Origin of the sequence: Roseococcus suduntuyensis, from assembly GCF_014196305.1 — a bacterium.
GTDB classification, from domain to species: Bacteria; Pseudomonadota; Alphaproteobacteria; order Acetobacterales; family Acetobacteraceae; genus Roseococcus; species Roseococcus suduntuyensis.
In genome coordinates, this window is the sequence record NZ_JACIDJ010000001.1 from 491,424 (window position 1) to 507,986 (window position 16,563).

The 16,563-nt window shown below is 72.6% G+C and carries 11 protein-coding genes; 9 read left to right on the forward strand and 2 right to left on the reverse strand.

The window, feature by feature from the left end:
- The first annotated feature begins 44 nt into the window (after positions 1-44).
- The 6 genes from gnd to GGQ83_RS02305 all read left to right on the forward strand — a co-directional run bounded on the left by gnd (position 45) and on the right by GGQ83_RS02305 (position 5,044).
- The gene (gene gnd, locus GGQ83_RS02280) at positions 45-1,028 is read left to right on the forward strand and encodes a phosphogluconate dehydrogenase (NAD(+)-dependent, decarboxylating) (protein ID WP_184382916.1); all 984 of its coding nucleotides are present in this window, start codon (positions 45-47) and stop codon (positions 1,026-1,028) included.
- 169 nt (positions 1,029-1,197) lie between these two features.
- Complete coding sequence (locus GGQ83_RS02285; protein ID WP_207017866.1) at positions 1,198-1,671, forward strand: gluconokinase; 474 nt, start codon at positions 1,198-1,200, stop codon at positions 1,669-1,671.
- Positions 1,672-1,699: 28 nt separating this feature from the next.
- Complete coding sequence (locus GGQ83_RS02290) at positions 1,700-3,349, forward strand: AMP-binding protein (protein WP_184381975.1); 1,650 nt, start codon at positions 1,700-1,702, stop codon at positions 3,347-3,349.
- A 59-nt stretch (positions 3,350-3,408) separates the two neighbouring features.
- Positions 3,409-4,125, forward strand: coding sequence for a ribonuclease activity regulator RraA (locus GGQ83_RS02295; RefSeq protein WP_184381976.1), 717 nt, complete (start codon positions 3,409-3,411; stop codon positions 4,123-4,125).
- Between the two features lie 98 nt (positions 4,126-4,223).
- A complete protein-coding gene (locus GGQ83_RS02300; RefSeq protein WP_184381977.1) occupies positions 4,224-4,637 on the forward strand; it encodes a hypothetical protein in 414 nt (137 codons plus the stop codon).
- Between the two features lie 5 nt (positions 4,638-4,642).
- On the forward strand, positions 4,643-5,044 hold the full coding sequence (locus GGQ83_RS02305) for an acyl-CoA thioesterase (protein WP_184381978.1): 402 nt from the start codon (positions 4,643-4,645) through the stop codon (positions 5,042-5,044).
- Positions 5,045-5,142: 98 nt separating this feature from the next.
- Here the strand turns inward: GGQ83_RS02305 and GGQ83_RS02310 are convergent, their stop codons facing one another.
- A complete protein-coding gene (locus GGQ83_RS02310) occupies positions 5,143-6,141 on the reverse strand; it encodes an asparaginase (protein ID WP_184381979.1) in 999 nt (332 codons plus the stop codon).
- The gene (locus tag GGQ83_RS02315) at positions 6,138-6,587 is read right to left on the reverse strand and encodes a PaaI family thioesterase (protein WP_207017868.1); all 450 of its coding nucleotides are present in this window, start codon (positions 6,585-6,587) and stop codon (positions 6,138-6,140) included. The genes GGQ83_RS02310 and GGQ83_RS02315 overlap by 4 nt, the downstream gene beginning before the upstream one ends.
- A gap of 87 nt (positions 6,588-6,674) precedes the next feature.
- Between GGQ83_RS02315 and GGQ83_RS20250 the strand changes: the two genes are divergently transcribed.
- The 3 genes from GGQ83_RS20250 to GGQ83_RS02330 all read left to right on the forward strand — a co-directional run bounded on the left by GGQ83_RS20250 (position 6,675) and on the right by GGQ83_RS02330 (position 16,547).
- Positions 6,675-7,940: a glycosyltransferase family 4 protein gene (locus GGQ83_RS20250; RefSeq protein WP_184381980.1), complete on the forward strand. Its 1,266-nt coding sequence runs from the start codon at positions 6,675-6,677 to the stop codon at positions 7,938-7,940.
- Positions 7,941-8,136: 196 nt separating this feature from the next.
- Positions 8,137-15,237, forward strand: a complete 7,101-nt coding sequence (locus GGQ83_RS02325) for a type I polyketide synthase (protein WP_184381981.1) — start codon at positions 8,137-8,139, stop codon at positions 15,235-15,237.
- Between the two features lie 62 nt (positions 15,238-15,299).
- Positions 15,300-16,547 carry an aminotransferase class I/II-fold pyridoxal phosphate-dependent enzyme gene (locus tag GGQ83_RS02330; protein WP_184381982.1) on the forward strand — a complete coding sequence of 416 codons (1,248 nt, stop codon included), beginning with the start codon at positions 15,300-15,302 and terminating at the stop codon, positions 16,545-16,547.
- Positions 16,548-16,563 lie beyond the last annotated feature (16 nt).

The window sequence follows — 16,563 nt, forward strand, 5'->3', positions numbered from 1 at the left end:
GGTTGGCGGCATCACATCATGGGGGGAACAGCGGGGGAAGCGTGATGCGCCTGGGTATGGTCGGATTGGGACGGATGGGCGCCAACATCCTGCGGCGGGCGATGCGCGCGGGCATCCCGGGCGCGGGCTTCGACCGCGACGCGGCGGCCGTGGCGACCCTGGCGGCAGAGGGCGCGCAGGGCGCCGAGAGCCTGGAGGCTCTGGTCGCCGCCCTTCCCGCACCCCGCACGGTGTGGGTGATGCTGCCGGCCGGCGAGGCCACGGAGGCCGCGCTGCGCGAACTGCACGCCCTGCTCTCCCCCGGCGACGTGCTGATCGAGGGCGGCAATTCCTTCTGGAAGGACAGCGCCCGCCGCGCGGCCGAGGCGCGCGCGCATGGGCTGCATTACCTCGACATCGGCACCTCGGGCGGCGTCTGGGGGCTGGAGCGCGGCTATTGCCTGATGATCGGCGGCGAGCCAGGGGTGGTGGCAAGTCTGGACGCGCTGTTCGCCGCGCTCGCCCCTGGCGAAGCCGCGGCCCCGCCCACCCCCGGGCGCGAAGGCGACCCGCGCCCTCCGCGCGGCTACGTCCATTGCGGCCCCAACGGCGCCGGGCACTACGCCAAGATGGTCCATAACGGGATCGAATACGGGATGATGCAGGCCATGGCCGAGGGGCTGGACCTGCTGCGCCGCGCGCCCGCCCCACTCGACTTCGCGCTGGAAGACGTGACCGAAGCGTGGCGCCGCGGCAGCGTCGTCGCCTCCTGGCTCTTGGACCTGACCGCGCAGGCGCTGGCGCAGGACCCCGCGCTGTCCAGCTACTCCGGCCATGTGGGCGACAGCGGCGAGGGGCGCTGGACGGTGGACACGGCCGTCGAGAACGGCGTGCCGGTGCCGGTCCTGGCGGCGAGCCTCTTCGCCCGCTTCCGCAGCCGGGGCGAGGAGAATTTCGCCGACAAGGCGCTGAGCGCCATGCGGAAGGGGTTCGGGGGGCATTTGGAAAGCCCTCAAGCGCCGGGCGGCGGCTCCGGCGGCTTGGCTTGAGTGTCTTTGCGCCCTCAAGCGCCGGGCGCGCGCTCCGCGCGCTTGGCTTCTGCGCCGCGGGCATGACGCGCGGGCTGCGCGGTTGGTCTGGGCGCGGCGGCCGCGTTGCGGCCGCATTCTCGGAAGGCGCTCCCACTTCCACAAACTTCCGCTCCCGGAAGCGCCGCTGATGCGCGTGGTGGTGATGGGCGTCTCCGGCTCCGGTAAGTCCAGCTTCGGCGCGGCGCTCGCCGAGGCGCTGTCCCTCCCCTTCGCCGATGCCGACGCCTTCCACCCTGCTGGCAACATCGCGAAGATGCAGGCCGGCATCCCGCTGACCGATGCCGACCGCTGGCCCTGGCTGGACGCGCTGGGCGCCTGGCTCGCGGCGCAACCCGGCGTCGTCGCGTGCTCGGCGCTCAGGCGCGCCTATCGCGACCGGCTGCGCGAAGCCGCGCCCGGCCTGCGCCTCATCTACCTGGAAGGCGCGCCGGACCTCATCGCCGCGCGCCAGGCCGCCCGCCCCGGCCACTTCATGCCGGCCAGCCTGATGGACAGCCAGTTCGCCACCCTCGAACCCCCCGGCGCCGACGAAAGCCCGCTGGTGCTGGACGTCACTGAACCGCTGGAAAGCCTCATCGCGCGGGCCAAAGAATCCCTGTAGAATCGCATCAAACCCCAGGGAGGGCCGAATGGCCGACAGCTACGTCCATGGCGCCTCGTCCACGCCCCTGTTCGGCGAGACGATCGGCACGCATTTCACCCGCGCGGCGCAGCAATTCGCCGACCGCCCGGCCCTCATCGTCCGCCACCAGGGCGTGCGCTGGACCTATGGGGAGATGCTGCGCCGCGCCGAGGACGTCGCCGCGAACCTGCTGGCGCTGGGCCTCAAGCCGGGTGATCGCATCGGCATCTGGTCGCCCAACAACAGCGAATGGGCGCTGACGCAATACGCCACCGCCATCGCGGGGCTGATCCTGGTGAACATCAACCCGGCCTATCGGCTCACGGAAGTCGAATACGCGCTGAACAAGGCCGGCTGCGCCGCCATCATCACGGCCACGCGCTTCAAGACCTCCGAATACGTCACCATGCTGGAGGTGCTGGGCGCGGAGAAACTGCCGCTGCTGCGCCACCGCATCCAGATCGGCGCCGAGACGCACAAGGGCTACCTGAATTTTTCCGCGCTCATGGAGCCGGCCAGCGACGCCGCTCGCGCGCATCTGCACGAGGTCTCGTCGCGCCTGCAATGCGACGACCCCATCAACATCCAATTCACCTCCGGCACCACGGGCGCGCCGAAGGGTGCCACGCTGACGCACCACAACATCCTCAACAACGGCTTCTTCATCGGCGAGGCGCAGCGCTTCACCGAGCGCGACGTGGTGTGTATCCCGGTGCCCCTCTACCACTGCTTCGGCATGGTGCTGGGCAACCTCGCCTGCACCACGCATGGCGCGGCCATCGTCTATCCCGGCGAGGGCTTCGACCCGCTGGCCACGCTGGAGGCCGTGCAGGCCGAACGCTGCACCGCCCTCTACGGCGTGCCGACCATGTTCATCGCGCAGCTGAACCACCCGGATTTCGCCAAGTTCGACCTGACCACGCTGCGCACCGGCATCATGGCGGGCTCGCCCTGCCCCATCGAGGTGATGCGCCGCGCCATCACGGACATGCACATGTCCGAGGTCACCATCGCCTATGGCATGACCGAGACCAGCCCCGTCAGCTTCCAGTCCAGCACGACGGACAGCATCGAGCGCCGCGTCTCCACCGTCGGCCGCATCCACCCGCATGTGGAGGTGAAGATCGTGGATGCGGAAGGCCGCATCGTCCCGCGCGGCACGGCGGGCGAACTCTGCACCCGCGGCTATTCGGTGATGCAGGGCTATTGGGGCGAGCCGGAGCGCACCGCCGAGGCCATTGATGCCGCGCGCTGGATGCACACCGGGGACCTGGCCGTGATCGACGAGGAAGGCTTCTGCAACATCGTCGGCCGCATCAAGGACCTGGTCATCCGCGGCGGCGAGAACATCTACCCGCGCGAGGTGGAAGAATTCCTCTTCCGCCACCCCAAGGTGGCCGAGGTGCAGGTGGTGGGCGTGCCCGACACGAAATTCGGCGAGGAACTCTGCGCCTGGATCCGCCTCAAGCCCGGCGAGAGCGCGACCGCCGAGGAAATCCGCGCCCACTGCCAGGGCCAGATCGCCCACTACAAGATTCCCCGCTACGTGAAGTTCGTGGAGGAATTCCCCATGACCGTCACCGGCAAGGTGCAGAAATTCCTGATGCGCGAACGCATGATCGAGGAACTTGGCCTCACGGTGGAAAAGACCGCCTGATTGACGCGCGCGGCGAGGGGACGGAAAACCGCTCCGAATTCGTACCGGAGCCGTCCCCCATGCCGCTTTCGCCCGAGACCAAGTCCGCGCTGGAAAAGATCACCACCGCGACGCTGACCACCGTGCTGCTGAAGAAGGGGCTGCGCTCCGTCTGGATGCGCGGCGCCGCGCCCTTCACGCCGGCGGCCCAAGGCAAGCGCCTGGTGGGCGAGGCCTTCACCTTGCGCTTCGTCCCCGCGCGCGAGGACCTGGCCACCCCCGCCTCCTGGGCCAGCCCCATCTCCACCCGCGCCGCCATCGAAGCCATGCCAGAGGGCGTGATCGCCGTGGCCGATGCCATGGGCGTCACGGACGCCGGCATCTTCGGGGACATCCTTTGCGCGCGGCTGGCCAAGCGCGGCGTCACCGCGCTGGTGACCGATGGCGCGGTGCGTGACGTGGCCGGCGTGAACGGCACCGGCCTGCCCGTGTGGTGCGCCGGCGGCGCGGCCCCCCCCTCCGTGGCCAGCCTCACCTTCGTGGCCTGGCAGGAGCCCATCGGCTGCGGCGGCGTGGCCGTCTTCCCGGGCGACATCATCGTGGCCGATGCCGATGGCTGCGTGCTGATCCCCGCCGACATCGTGGACGCCGTGACCACCGAGGCCATCGAGCAGGAACGCCTGGAAGGCTGGATCATGAAGCAGGTGGAGGATGGCATGGCCCTGCCCGGCCTCTACCCCGCCAATGCCGAGAACAAGGCGCGCTACGAGGCCGACAAGGCCGCTGGCCGCGCCTGAAGGCGCGGGGGGGCGGCTGGCGGTGCCTGACGTTACCCTAGCTTTCCAGTAAGGGAATCCTGGGTAACATGGCGGCGTCATTGGGTAGGAAACCAACCATGAAGAAGCTCATCGCCGCCGGGGTTCTCGCCGCCTCCACCCTGCTCGCCGCCTGCGTGCCGCAGCAGGGGCCCACCGTGGTCCAGCCGGTCTATGTGGCGCCGGTGCAGCAGCAGGTGGTGCCCTTTCGGCCTGCCCCCGGCTGCGACACGCGCTTCCGCATCGCCAACCAGTCGGGCCTGACGGTGCGGGAACTGTATTTCAGCCCGTCGGCCATCAATGCCTGGGGGCGGGACCAACTGGGCACTTCCATGCTGCCGCCTGGCCGCTTCGTGAACTACCAGGCCGCCAACGCCACCCGCTATGACTTCCGCGTGGTCTGGGTGAACGGCCGCGCGGCCGAGCTGCGGGGGGTGAACATCTGCGCCGCCCGGCAGGTGACCATCCGCAATGGCGGGCTGAGCGCGTTCTGACCGGCATGCGGAGCGAATACCCCTTCTGGACGGAAGAAAAGCTCCGCATCCAGGACACCGACTTCAACGGGCATGTGAACAACGCCTCCATCGCCGCACTCTGCGAGGCCGGGCGCGGCGACATCATCTGCGCCGTCTCCGGCCTGCCGCATGAACGCGGAATGGCGTCCGCGTTGCGGAAGGTGTCCATCGAATACCTGGCCGAGATCTTCTATCCCGGCCAGGTCCGCATCGGCAGCGCCATCGCGCGGGTGGGGAATTCCTCCATCACCATCGCGCAGGGGCTGTTCAAGGATGACCTCTGCTTCGCGACCGCCGAAAGCGTGATCGTCTTCATTGACCGCGAGACGCGCCGCCCCGCGCCCATGCCCGAGGCCTGGCGCGCGGGGTATGAGAAGCTCATGTAGCGTCCGATCGTTCCGGCGCAGCCGGGACGTGAATCGGCCGCACGACCCGCGTCCGATCGTCGCGGCATGGCCGGGACGTGAATCGGCCGCGCAAAAGCTCAATACGTCTCAAAGATCGCGTTCAGCCCCGCCACATCCTTCGTCACCGTCAGCCCCAGCATCAGCAGGATACGCGCCTTCTGCGGGTTCAGGTTGTCGGCGTTCACGAAGCCCGGCTCGCGCATGCGGGTGGTGTAGAACATCCGCCCCGACCCCGCCCGCGTGCTCGCCGCCACCGCCACGCCGCCGGCCATGACGCGCGTGAAGGCCTCCGCCATGTCGGGCGTCACGAAGGAAGGCGCGAAGCCGGCCGAGACCAGCCCCTCCGCGCCCGCCGCCACGAAGGCATCTACCGCCGCGCCATCGGCGCCGCCATAGCAATAGACGATGTCCACCCGCGGCAGGCTCTCCCGCCCGGCCACGTCGAATTCCGTGGCCTTGCCCACCGGCCGCAGCGGGCGGCGATACCAGGCGATCTTGTCGGCATCGGCATGGCCCAGGCAGCCGAAATCGGGGCTGCGGAAGGTCTGGAGCCGGCTGGTGCTGGTCTTGGTCACCTCGCGCGCCGCATGGATCTCGTCATTCAGCAGCACCAGCGCGCCCAGCCCGCGCGCCCCGGGGTCGCCCGCCACGCGGCAGGCATTGGCGAGGTTCATCCCCGCATCGGAGGACAGGCCGGAGGAAGGCCGCTGCGCCCCCACCACCACCACCGGAATGTCCAGCTTGACGGTGAGCGAGAGGAAATACGCCGTCTCCTCCAGCGAGGCCGTGCCATGGGTCACCACGATGCCATCGAGGTCCGGCATGTCCGCCACCGCCTGGTGGCAGGCCCGCACCAGGTCCAGCCACTGGGCCGGGCCGATGGCGGTGGAGGGCAGGGCGGAGAATTTCACGGGACGCACATCCGCGACCTGCGCGACTTGTGGCCAATAATCGAGCAACTGCTGCGCATTCATGATGCGCCCGTGCCGCCCGTAATCGATGATGTCAAAAGGATCTTCCCCGAGGGAAGAGATGGTGCCGCCCGTTCCGATCAGCGCAATCTTGGGTCGTGTCATTCGGTGCGTGCCTCTATGATGGATGTGGTCAGACGGGACACGCAAGAAAGATGCCCGTCGCCGCGCCGCAGCTCGATGTTCCACACCTGCACAGTGCGTCCGATTCGGACGGGAGTGCAGCGACCACGGACCACATCTCCTTTCGGAACAGGACGAAGGTGACTGGCGTTGACTTCAAGCCCGACGGCGATGAAACCAGGCTCGCAGGCCATCATGGAGGCCAGGCTGCCCAGTGTCTCCGCCAGCACCACCGAGACGCCGCCATGGATCATGCCGAAGGGCTGAACGTGTCGTTCATCGACAGGCATTTCGCCCAGAATGTAATCAGGGCCGATTTCGGTCACACGAACGCCAAGATGGCCGTTTACGGTGCCTGTGGCACGCGCAGTAATGTGTTCGATAGTGGTTGGCTGGCGCCAGATGCTCATTTTTTCGTCACCCTTCATTTGCGAAGACCCTGTAATATGCTCCGCGCCTTACGCATTGCGTAAACGATCTCTTTCCAAAATTGCAAAAATGGGGACAATTGAGCTGTGCATATCGTCCTCGACATCTCGCGCCTGCTGGGGCTCGCATGGCATGGACAGCCGAGCGGCGTGGATCGTGTCGAGATCGCGCATGCGCGGCATTGGCGTGCCCTGCCCGAAAGCCGCGTCACCTTCGTCGCGCAGTCCCCCTGGGGATGGTTCGCGGCCCTGCCGGACGGTTTCGCGCGCTCGCTGCTGACCGAGGCCGACGCGGTGGTCGCGCCGGGCAAGGAGGGCGGGCTCGCGCGGTTCCGGGCCATGGCCGCGGCGGCGCTGTCGCGTCGGCTCTGGGGCGGCGGGCGCTGGGCGCTGGCACAGCGCCTCGGTCAGAAGAAGGACAGCGTCTTCCTCGTCACCTCGCACCGGGCCGTTCACAAGGAGGGCGCGATCGCGGGCGTGGTGGCCGCCGGCGCGCGATTCGTGCCCATGCTGCATGACCTGATCCCGCTCGGCTTTCCCGAGTATTGCCGCCCGCACTCCACTGTTCAACATGCCCAGCGTCTGCGTGTGATCTCCGCCCTCGCGGCCGGGGTCATCACGCCCACCCGGCATGTCGCGCTGCAATTCCATACCCGCCTGCGCGAGGCGGGGCTCGCCCAGCCGCCGGTGCAGGCGGTGGGCCTCGGCCTTGATTTGCCGAACGCCTCCATCCCCATGTCCGAGACCCCGCGCGCCGCGCCCTATGTCGTGATGGTCGGCACCATCGAGCCGCGGAAGAACCATCTCCTCGCCCTGCAGATGTGGCGGCAATTCGCGCGGGAGGGGCAGCCGGGCACGCCCCGGCTTCGCATCATCGGCCGCCGCGGCTGGGACAATGAGGACGTGTTCCGCATGCTGGAGCGCGTGGATTTCGGCGGGCTGGTCGAGGAATGCGGCCGCCTGCCGGACCCCGAGGTGGCACGGCTGGTCCGGGGCGCCGCGGCCCTGCTCTCGCCCAGCTTCGCCGAGGGCTACGGCATCCCCGTTGCCGAGGCGCTGGCCTGTGGCACGCCCGTCATCGCGTCCGACATCCCGCCGGCGCGGGAGGTGGGCGGCCATGTGCCGGAATTCTTCCATCCCCTGGATTTTCACGGCTGGTCCGGCGCGGTGCGCGCCCTGGCCGAGCCGGGCAATGCCCGTCGCCAGGCGCAGCTGCAGCGCCTGGCCCAATGGCGCACGCCCACCTGGAGCGACCATTTCCGCGAGACCGAGCGTTTCCTGGACCGCCTCTGCGGCCGCGAGCCGCGCCCCGAGGTGCAGGAACGGGCGCTCGCCACGCTTTTGCAGGAATAATGATGTCGGCAGACGGGGCCCCGCGGCCCGTAACCCCCGATCCCGGCGCAAGTTGTTGCCGGCACGAGATATATTTGTGGTTGACTTTCCGGGGGTGCTTCTTTCGTCCAGGTTTTATGTGGTGTAACATGGCCTTTCGCGGCACCGCCGCCGGTGCCGGGTCTGAGCGGCGTCGGTTGCGTGCGAGGGCATGATAATGACCGTTCCTACCATGGCCGGCGGCGGCCCGCCTATCGCCATCGTGGGCGCGGCCTGCCGCCTGCCAGGCGCGCCGGACCTCGCGGCCTTCGCCCGCCTGCTGGAGGCGGGGCTGGACGCCGTGACCGAGGTGCCGGCCGACCGCTTCGCCCAGTCCCGCTTCCTGCACCCCCGCCCGGGTGAGGTCGGCCGCGCCCCGCATTTCCGTGCCGGCACCATCGGCGATGTCGCGGGCTTCGACGCGCCCGCCTTCGGCATCTCCCCGCGCGAGGCCGATGAGACGGACCCGCAGCAGCGCCTGCTTCTGGTGTTGACGCGCCGCGCGCTGGAAGACGCCGGCTGGCCCGAGGACCGCATGGCCGGCCAGCCCATCGGCGTCTATGTCGGCGGCTCCACGACGGATTACGGCAACCTCCACCAGGAGGACACCGGCGCGGGCGACCGCTACACCATGGCGGGCAGCGCGCTCTCCATCCTGTCCAACCGCATCGGCAATGTCTTCGACCTGCGCGGCCCGGCCATGACGGTGGACACCGCCTGTTCCTCGGCCCTCGTGGCGCTGCACGAGGCCTGCGAGGCGCTGCGCCACGGCCGCATCCCGGCGGCGGTGGTCGGCGGCGTGAACATGCTGCTCTCGCCCTTCCCCTTCGGCGGCTTCTGGCGGGCGGGCATGCTCAGCGCGCGCGGCCGCTGTCAGGCCTTCGGCGCGGGCGCGGATGGCTATGTGCGGGCCGAGGGCGGGGTGGTGCTGGTGCTCAAGCCACTCGCCGCCGCGCTGGCCGATGGCGATGCGGTGCGTGGCGTCATCCTCGCCAGCGGGGTGAACGGGGCGGGGCGCACCAATGGCATCTCCCTGCCCGATGCGGGGGCGCAGGCGGCGCTGATCGCCTCCGTGCTGCGGGCGGGGCGCGTGAAGCCCGCCCAGCTTGGCTATTTCGAGGCACATGGCACCGGCACCCCGGCGGGCGACCCCATCGAGGCCGCGGCCATCGCCCAGGCGCTGCCGGGGCGGCGCGGGGTGCTGCCCATCGGCTCGGTCAAGAGCAACATCGGCCACACCGAGGCGGCGGCGGGGCTGGTGGGCCTGCTGAAGGCGCTGGTGGTGCTGGAGACGGGGCGCATCCCCGCCACGCTGCATTGCGAGACGCCCAACCCCAACATCCCCTTCGACCGGCTGGGGTTGATACCCGCCACGCAGCCCATGCCCTTCGCGGGCGGGGCGGTGGCGGTGAATTCCTTCGGCTTCGGCGGCACCAATGCCTGCGCCCTGCTGGGCGCCGCGCCCCCTGCCCCCGTGGCGCGCGCGGACAGCGGGGAGGCACCGCCCCTGATCCTCTCGGCGCAAAGCGCCACCGCACTGCGAAGGCTGGCGGGCGACTGGGCCACGCTGCTGGCCAAGGCCACGCCCGCCCGCGCCGCCGCGCTGGCGCGCGGCCAGGCCCGGCACCGTGCGCTGCGCCCGCATCGCCTCGTGCTGCGCGGCCCGCGCCCCGCCCGCGCCCTGGCCAGCTTCGCGCGCGGCGAGGAGGTTCCGGGCCTCGCCACCGGCAAGGCCGGGCATGGGGCGGGGCTGGGCTTCCTCTTCACCGGCAATGGCGCCGCCTGGGCCCGCATGGGCGCGGCCGAGATGCGCGGCAGCGCCCCCTTCCGCGCCGCCGTGGAACGCGCCGATGCCGCGCTGGCGCCGCATCTCGGCTGGTCCGTCGCCGCCCTGCTGGAGCGCGGCGTGACGAAGGCGGAACTCGCCCGCACCGCCATCGCCCAGCCGCTGCTCTTCACCATCCAGAACGCCATCGTCGCCGCCCTGGCCGAGGAAGGCATCACCCCCGCCTTCTGCCTCGGCCATTCGGTGGGCGAGGTGGCGGCGGCCGAGGCGGCAGGGCTGCTCTCGCTGCGCCAGGCCGCCCGCCTCATCGCCGCGCGCAGCCGCCACCAGGAGGCGCGGCGCGGCGTGGGCCGCATGGCGGTGCTGGGCGCCTCGCCGGAGGACGCGCTGCCTGTCCTGGCCGAATGTTCCGCCGGCGAGGACTGGCCCATCGAGATCGCGGCGGTGAACACGCCCACCTCGCTGACCGTGGCCGGGCCGGAACCCGCCCTGGCGCGGCTGGCCGAGGCCGCCGCCGCACGCCGCTGGGCCTGGCTGGCGCTCGACCTCGACTACGCCTTCCACTCGGCGGCCATGGACCCGGTGCGGGCCGACCTGCTGCGGGATTTGCGCGGGCTGCGCGGCCGGGAGGGGGGTGTGCCCCTCATCTCCACCGTGACGGGCCAGGCGCTGGACCCCCACGCCTGCGACGCCGCCTATTGGTGGCGCAACCTGCGCGAGCCGGTGCGCTTCGCCGATGCCATGGCCACGGGGCTGGCCCGCAACCCCGCCCTGCTGGTGGAGATCGGGCCGCGGCCGCTGTTGCAGGGCTATCTGCGCACGCTGCTGCGCGCGGCGGGGCGCGAGGTGCCCAGCATGGCCACGCTGCGCCCGCACCGCGCCCGCCAGGCAAACCCCTTCCCGGCCCTGACCGACGCCGCCACGGCCCAGGGGGCCGATCCGCGCGCCAGCCGCGCCTTCCAGGGCCCCGCGGAATTGCGCGCCCTGCCCGCCCTGCCGCTGGAGCCCCAGCCGCACTGGCTGCCGCGCAGCGTCGAGACCCGCCCCCTGTTGCACACGCCGCCCGAGGGCGGGCTGCTCGGCTACCGCCATGGCGAGGCCGGGGAGGAATGGCGCAACACCCTCGACACCTCCGGCGCCCCCTGGCTCGCGGACCATGCGCTTGGCCATCAGCCCATCATGCCCGCCGCCGCCATGGTGGAGATGGCGCTGGAGGCGGGTTTCCTGCGCCATTCCGCCACCCCCTGGCTGGAGGTGACGGATTTCACCATCCTCCGCCCCCTGCCGCTGGTGCCCGATGCACTGCGGGAGCTGCGCACGCGGCTCGACGAGGAAGGCACCTTCCGCCTGGAATCCCGCCGACGCCTGGGCACCGAGGCCTGGGCGCTGCACGCCACCGCCCGCCTCTCCGCCCTGCCGCCCCCGCCCGAACCCGAAGGCCCCACCGAAGCTGTTGGCGAATGGCAGGACGGCGCGGCGCTGACCCAGGCCGCCGCGCGGCTCGGCCTCGACTACGGCCCGGCCTTCCGCCCCGTCACGCGCTTCGCCACCTGCCGCGAGACGGGCCAGGTGCGACTGGAACTGGACCTGCCCGCCACCGCCCCGCCGGACGACGCCTTCCACCTGCACCCGGTGCGGCTGGATGGCGCGCTGCAAGGGCTGCTCGGCCTGCTGGGCGGCGCGGAGGATGGCCCGGCGCGCGACGGCTTCCTGCCCGTGCGCTTCGGCCGGGTGCTGGCGCGCCGCGAGGGCGGGGTGGCCGTGGCGGCGGAGATCGCCATCACCGCCCCCGGCGAGCGCGGCGTGGCCGCACGCATCACCCTGCGCGACGCGCTGGGCCGCGCCGTGGCCCGGCTTGAGGAAGCCACCTTCCAGCGCGTGCCGCTCGGCGAACGCGCCGCGGCACCTCCCGTCTTCCACGGCGAATGGGTGCCCGCGGCGGTGCCGCTGGGCTGGCCCGAGGCGGCCCCCGCGCTCGACCCCGCCGCGCTGGACCTGCCGCCCGCCGGCGCCCCGCTGGAGGAGGCCGCGCTGCTGCTCTCCGCCCATGCGGTGGCGGCGGCGCAGGAGGCCGGGCTCGCCACCGCCGAGGGCCCGCTGGCCATGGCCCTGCGCGCCCATCTGGGGCCGGCCGCGCAGGAACTGCCCGCCGCCCATGCCATCTGGCAGCAGGTGATGCTGGACGCGCCCGCCCTTGCCCAGGAACTCGCCACCCTGGCCGAGGCGGCGGAGGCCCTGCCCGCCGCGCTGCTGGGCCTGCCCATGCCGCCCGCGCGCCTCTCGCCCGATGCGGAAAGCCTGCACCGACTCGGCGCGGCCCTGGCCCATGGCGCGGCCCGGCTGCTGGAGGGCTGGCCCGCCGCCCGGCCCTGCCGCGTGCTGCTGGCCGGCGCCACGGAAGGCCCGCTGCTGCCCGCGCTGCGCGCCGCCCTGCCGCCCGCCGCGCGCCTCATCGCCACCCACCTGCCCGGCCAGCGCCCGCCGCCCGTGCCGCCCGGCGTCGAACTAGCGGAATGGGACCCCGCCGGCCCCGACGCCCCGCCCGCCGAGGCGGAACTGGTGCTGGCCCTCGCCCTCTCGCCCCGCCGCGCGGGCGGCCAGGCCCTGGCCGAGGGGCTGCGCCGCGCCGCCGCCCCCGGTGGCGCCCTGCTGCTGGCCGAACCCCTGCCCGCCCTGTTCTGGGACATGACCGAGGGGCTGGCCGCCGAGTGGTGGACCACGCGCCGCCTGCTGGACGCGGCAGGCTGGAACGCCGCCCTATTGGGTGGGGGCTGGGACCGGCCGCGCGTGCTGCCCCTGCCGCCCTTGCCCTGGCCCGCCGCGCTGGTGGCCGCCGCCATGCCTGAAAGCGGCCAGTTGCTGCCCGCCGCCATGGGCCGGCATTTCGCCCTCTGGAACGGCCCGGCGAAGCAGGAATGGGCCAATGCCCTGGCCGAGGCGCTGGCCGCCGCCGGCGCACGCGTCACCCGCCTGCCCGAACACCCGGCCCCCGCCGCGCTGCGCGGCGCGACCCTGCTGGCCTGGCCGGAACCCGGGCCGGAGGGGCTCGCCGCCGCCGCGCAGCTCGCCGCCACGGCCGAGGGCGTGGCGGAGGGGCTGCACCTCATCACCCGTGGCGCCACCACACGCCCGGGTGCCGCGGGGCTGCTGGCGCTGGGCCGCGTTCTGGCCAATGAGATGACGGGGCTGCGCCCGCGCCGGCATGATCTGGATTTGGGGCTCGACCCCCAAGCCGCCGCCCGGCGCCTCGCCGCCACCCTGCTCACGCCCCCCGACGCGGAGGCCGAGCAGCTTCTGACCCAAGCCGGGCGCCTGGTGCCGCGCGTGGCCGCCGGGGTGCCCGCCCCGCCGCCGCCGCCCGGCCCGCTGCGCCTTGGGGTCGGCGTGCCGGGGCAGCTCGGCACGCTGGGCTGGCAACCGGCGCCGGAGGTGGCCGCCCACACGCTCGGCCCCGGCGAGGTGCGGATTTCCGTGCAAGCGGTCGGCCTCAATTTCCGCGACGTGATGTGGGCGCAGGGGTTGCTGCCCGAGGACATTCTCCGCGCGGGCTTCGCCGGGCCGGGCCTGGGCATGGAACTGGCCGGCGTGGTCGAGGCGGTGGGTCCCGGCTGCGCCCTGGCGCCCGGACAGGCCGTGCTGGGCGTGGCGCCCCGCGCGCTGGCCACCCGCGCCGTGACGCGGGAAGAGGCGCTGGTCCCCCGCCCCGGCTGGCTTCCGCCCGAGGAGGCGGCGGGCCTGCCCGTGGCCTTCCTCACCGCCGTGCACGCGCTGGAGGAACTCGGCCGCATCGGCCCCGGTGATCGCGTGCTGATTCATGGCGGGGCCGGCGCCGTGGGGTTGGCCGCGTTGCAGGTGGCACTCGCCGCCGGCGCGCGCGTGGCCGCCACCGCCGGCACCGAGGCCCGGCGCGCCCTGTTGCGGGCGGCGGGCGCGGAGGTGGCGCTGGACAGCCGCTCCGCCGGCTTCGCCGAGGAACTTCGTGCGCATTGGCCGGCACCGCCCGGCGAGGGCTGCGTGGACCTCTGCCTGAACTCCCTCTCCGGCGAGGCGATGGAGCGCAGCCTGTCGCTGATGGCGCCCTTCGGCCGCTTCCTGGAACTGGGCAAGCGCGACTATGCCGAGGCGCGCCGCGCGCCCCTGCGGCCGCTGCGCCGCAATGTCAGCTATTTCGCGGTGGATGTGGACGAGCTGGCCCGCGCCCGCCCGGCCCTGGCCCGCCGCCACCTGGAGAGCTTCATGCGCCGGCTGGAGGAGGGGGTCTTCCGCCCCCTGCCCGTGCGTGTCCACGCGGCCGCGACGGTGGAGGACGCCTTCCGCCGCCTCCAGGCGGGCGGGCATGTGGGCAAGCTCGTCATCCGCCCGCCGGAGGAAGCCATCGAGGCCAGCGCCCACCCCGCCTGGACGCCCCTCCAGGCCCGCATGGGTGATGGCTGGGTGCTGGTGGTCGGCGGCACCACGGGCTTCGGGCTGGAAGCGGCGCGCTGGCTGGCCGGGCAGGGCGCGCGGCGCCTCGCGCTGCTCTCGCGCCGGGGCGCGGCGGCGCCGGGTGCCATGGAGGCTGCCGCGAGCCTCGGCCCCATGACACGCCTGCTCGCCTGCGACGCCACCGATGCCGAGGCGCTGTCCGCCGCGCTCGACACGCTGCGCGCCGAGGCGCCCATCACGGGCGTGGTCCATGCCGCCGCCGTGCTGTCGGACGGCGTGGCCGCGCGACTCGACATCCGCGCCGCCCGCGCGGTGTGGGACGCCAAGGTGACGGCGGCCGAACACCTCGACCGGCTGACCGAAACCGATGCCCCCGGCCTGTTCCTGCTGTTCTCCTCGGCCACCGTGCCCATCGGCAGCCCGGGCCAGGCGGCCTATGTCGCGGCCAATGCGGGCATGGAGGCGCTGGCCCGCCGCCGCCGCGCCCAGGGCCGCCCGGCGCTGGCCGTGCAATGGGGCCCGATCTCCGATGCCGGGATGCTGGCCGGCCAGGAGGCGCGCGCCGAGGGCCTGGCCCGCCGCCTGGGCGCCGTGGCGCTGACCGCGCGCGAGGCGCTGGACCGCCTACCGGCCTTGTTCGCCTCCGGGGTCGCGGTGGCGGGCGTGGCGCGGCTCGACTGGCCCGCCGCCCGACGCAGCCTGGCTTTGCTGGCCGAACCGCCCTTCCTGGCCCTGGCCGGGCAGGTGGGGGCGGAGGGCGATGTGGAGGAGATCACCCTCCCCGCGCTGCGCGCCATGGCGGAAGATGCCGCACGGGAGGCGATTCAGCGTATGGTGGGCGTCGAAATCGGACGGATCCTGCGCTTGCCCGCCCATAGCATCTCCCTCGACGCGCCGCTCGCCGGCCTCGGCCTCGACAGCCTGGGCGGGCTGGAACTGCGGACGGCGTTGGAACGGCGCTTCTCGGTGTCATTGCCCCTTCAGGGCGTGGGCGAGGGGCTGACGGTGCAGAGGGTGGCGCAATTGCTGCTGGATGGATTGAAGCCCGGCCGCGAGGCGGCGGAATGAGCGGCGGTCCCCCACGCCGCCGCGGCCTTTCCCCGCAGGAGCGCACGGCGCTGCTGGGGCGCATGAACACGCCCACGGCCGCGCCCAGCGGCACCAGCAGCAGCACCAGCGCCCGCGACTTCTCGACGCTGCCCGCTTCGCGCGAGGTGGCGGCGGTGCGCAACCTCTCGCGCCAGACCGGCATCAGCAGCCCCTATTTCCACAGCCATGAGGGCATCGCGGGCGCGCATACGCGCATCGCGGGGCGGGAGATGATCAACTTCTCCTCCTACAACTACCTCGGGCTGAACGGAGACCCGCGCATCCATGCGGCGGCGGCCGCGGCCATCGCGCGCTATGGCGTCTCGGCCTCGGCCTCGCGCTACGTCTCGGGCGAGCGGCCGGTGCATGCGGCGCTGGAGGCCGCGCTGGCCAGGCACCATGGGGTGGAGGATGCGGTGGCGATGGTCTCGGGCCATGCCACCAACGTGACCACCATCGGCCACCTGGTGGGGCCGGCCGACCTGATCCTGCACGACGCGCTGATCCACAACAGCGCGGCCGAGGGCATGCGGCTGTCCGGCGCGCGGCGCATGGCCTTCCCGCACAATGACGTGGCCGCCGCCGGGGCGGTGCTGGCGGCGGAGCGCGGGCGGCACAACCGCGCGCTGATCCTCATCGAGGGCCACTACTCCATGGACGGCACGGTGCCGGAGCTGGCCGCCTTCGTGGCCCTGGCCCGCAAGCATGACGCCTGGCTGATGGTGGACGAGGCGCATTCGCTCGGCGTGCTGGGCGCCACCGGCCGCGGCATCGCCGAGGCGCAGGGCGTGGACCCGCGCGAGGTGGATATCTGGATGGGCACGCTGTCCAAGTCGCTCGCCTCCACCGGCGGCTACATCGCGGGCAGCCACGCGCTGGTGGACATGCTGCGCCACACGGCACCGGGCTTCGTCTATTCCGTGGGCCTGCCGCCCCCGCTGGCCGCGGCGGCCGAGGCGGCGCTGGGCCTCATCGCGGCCGAGCCCTGGCGGGTGACGAAATTGCAGGCCAATGCGCGCCGCTTCCGCGACCAGGCGCGCGCGGCGGGCTTCGACGCCGGGCAATCCACAGGCTTCGGCATCGTGCCCATCGTGCTGGGGGATTCCTATACGGCCATGCGCGTGGCGGACCGGTTGGTGGCGGCGGGCATCAATGTGCAGCCCATCTGCTTCCCCGTGGTGCCGGAGGGCCAGGCACGGCTGCGCTTCTTCCTCTCCTCCGAGCACAGCGAGGCCGATCTCGACCGCACCATCGAGGTGCTGCGCGCCGCCGCCCGGGAGGCGGCGTGAGGAATTGCGGGTCGCG

What these genes read in the sequence shown, in the direction of transcription:
- GGQ83_RS02305 (WP_184381978.1), top strand. Translation starts at nt 4,643, where the DNA reads ATGCGGAGCGAATACCCCTTCTGGACGGAAGAAAAGCTCCGCATCCAG.
- GGQ83_RS02285 (WP_207017866.1), top strand. Translation starts at nt 1,198, where the DNA reads ATGCGCGTGGTGGTGATGGGCGTCTCCGGCTCCGGTAAGTCCAGCTTC.
- GGQ83_RS02330 (WP_184381982.1), top strand. Translation starts at nt 15,300, where the DNA reads ATGAACACGCCCACGGCCGCGCCCAGCGGCACCAGCAGCAGCACCAGC.
- gnd (WP_184382916.1), top strand. Translation starts at nt 45, where the DNA reads ATGCGCCTGGGTATGGTCGGATTGGGACGGATGGGCGCCAACATCCTG.
- GGQ83_RS02295 (WP_184381976.1), top strand. Translation starts at nt 3,409, where the DNA reads ATGCCGCTTTCGCCCGAGACCAAGTCCGCGCTGGAAAAGATCACCACC.
- GGQ83_RS02315 (WP_207017868.1), bottom strand. Translation starts at nt 6,587, where the DNA reads ATGAAGGGTGACGAAAAAATGAGCATCTGGCGCCAGCCAACCACTATC.
- GGQ83_RS02325 (WP_184381981.1), top strand. Translation starts at nt 8,137, where the DNA reads ATGACCGTTCCTACCATGGCCGGCGGCGGCCCGCCTATCGCCATCGTG.
- GGQ83_RS02300 (WP_184381977.1), top strand. Translation starts at nt 4,224, where the DNA reads ATGAAGAAGCTCATCGCCGCCGGGGTTCTCGCCGCCTCCACCCTGCTC.
- GGQ83_RS02310 (WP_184381979.1), bottom strand. Translation starts at nt 6,141, where the DNA reads ATGACACGACCCAAGATTGCGCTGATCGGAACGGGCGGCACCATCTCT.
- GGQ83_RS02290 (WP_184381975.1), top strand. Translation starts at nt 1,700, where the DNA reads ATGGCCGACAGCTACGTCCATGGCGCCTCGTCCACGCCCCTGTTCGGC.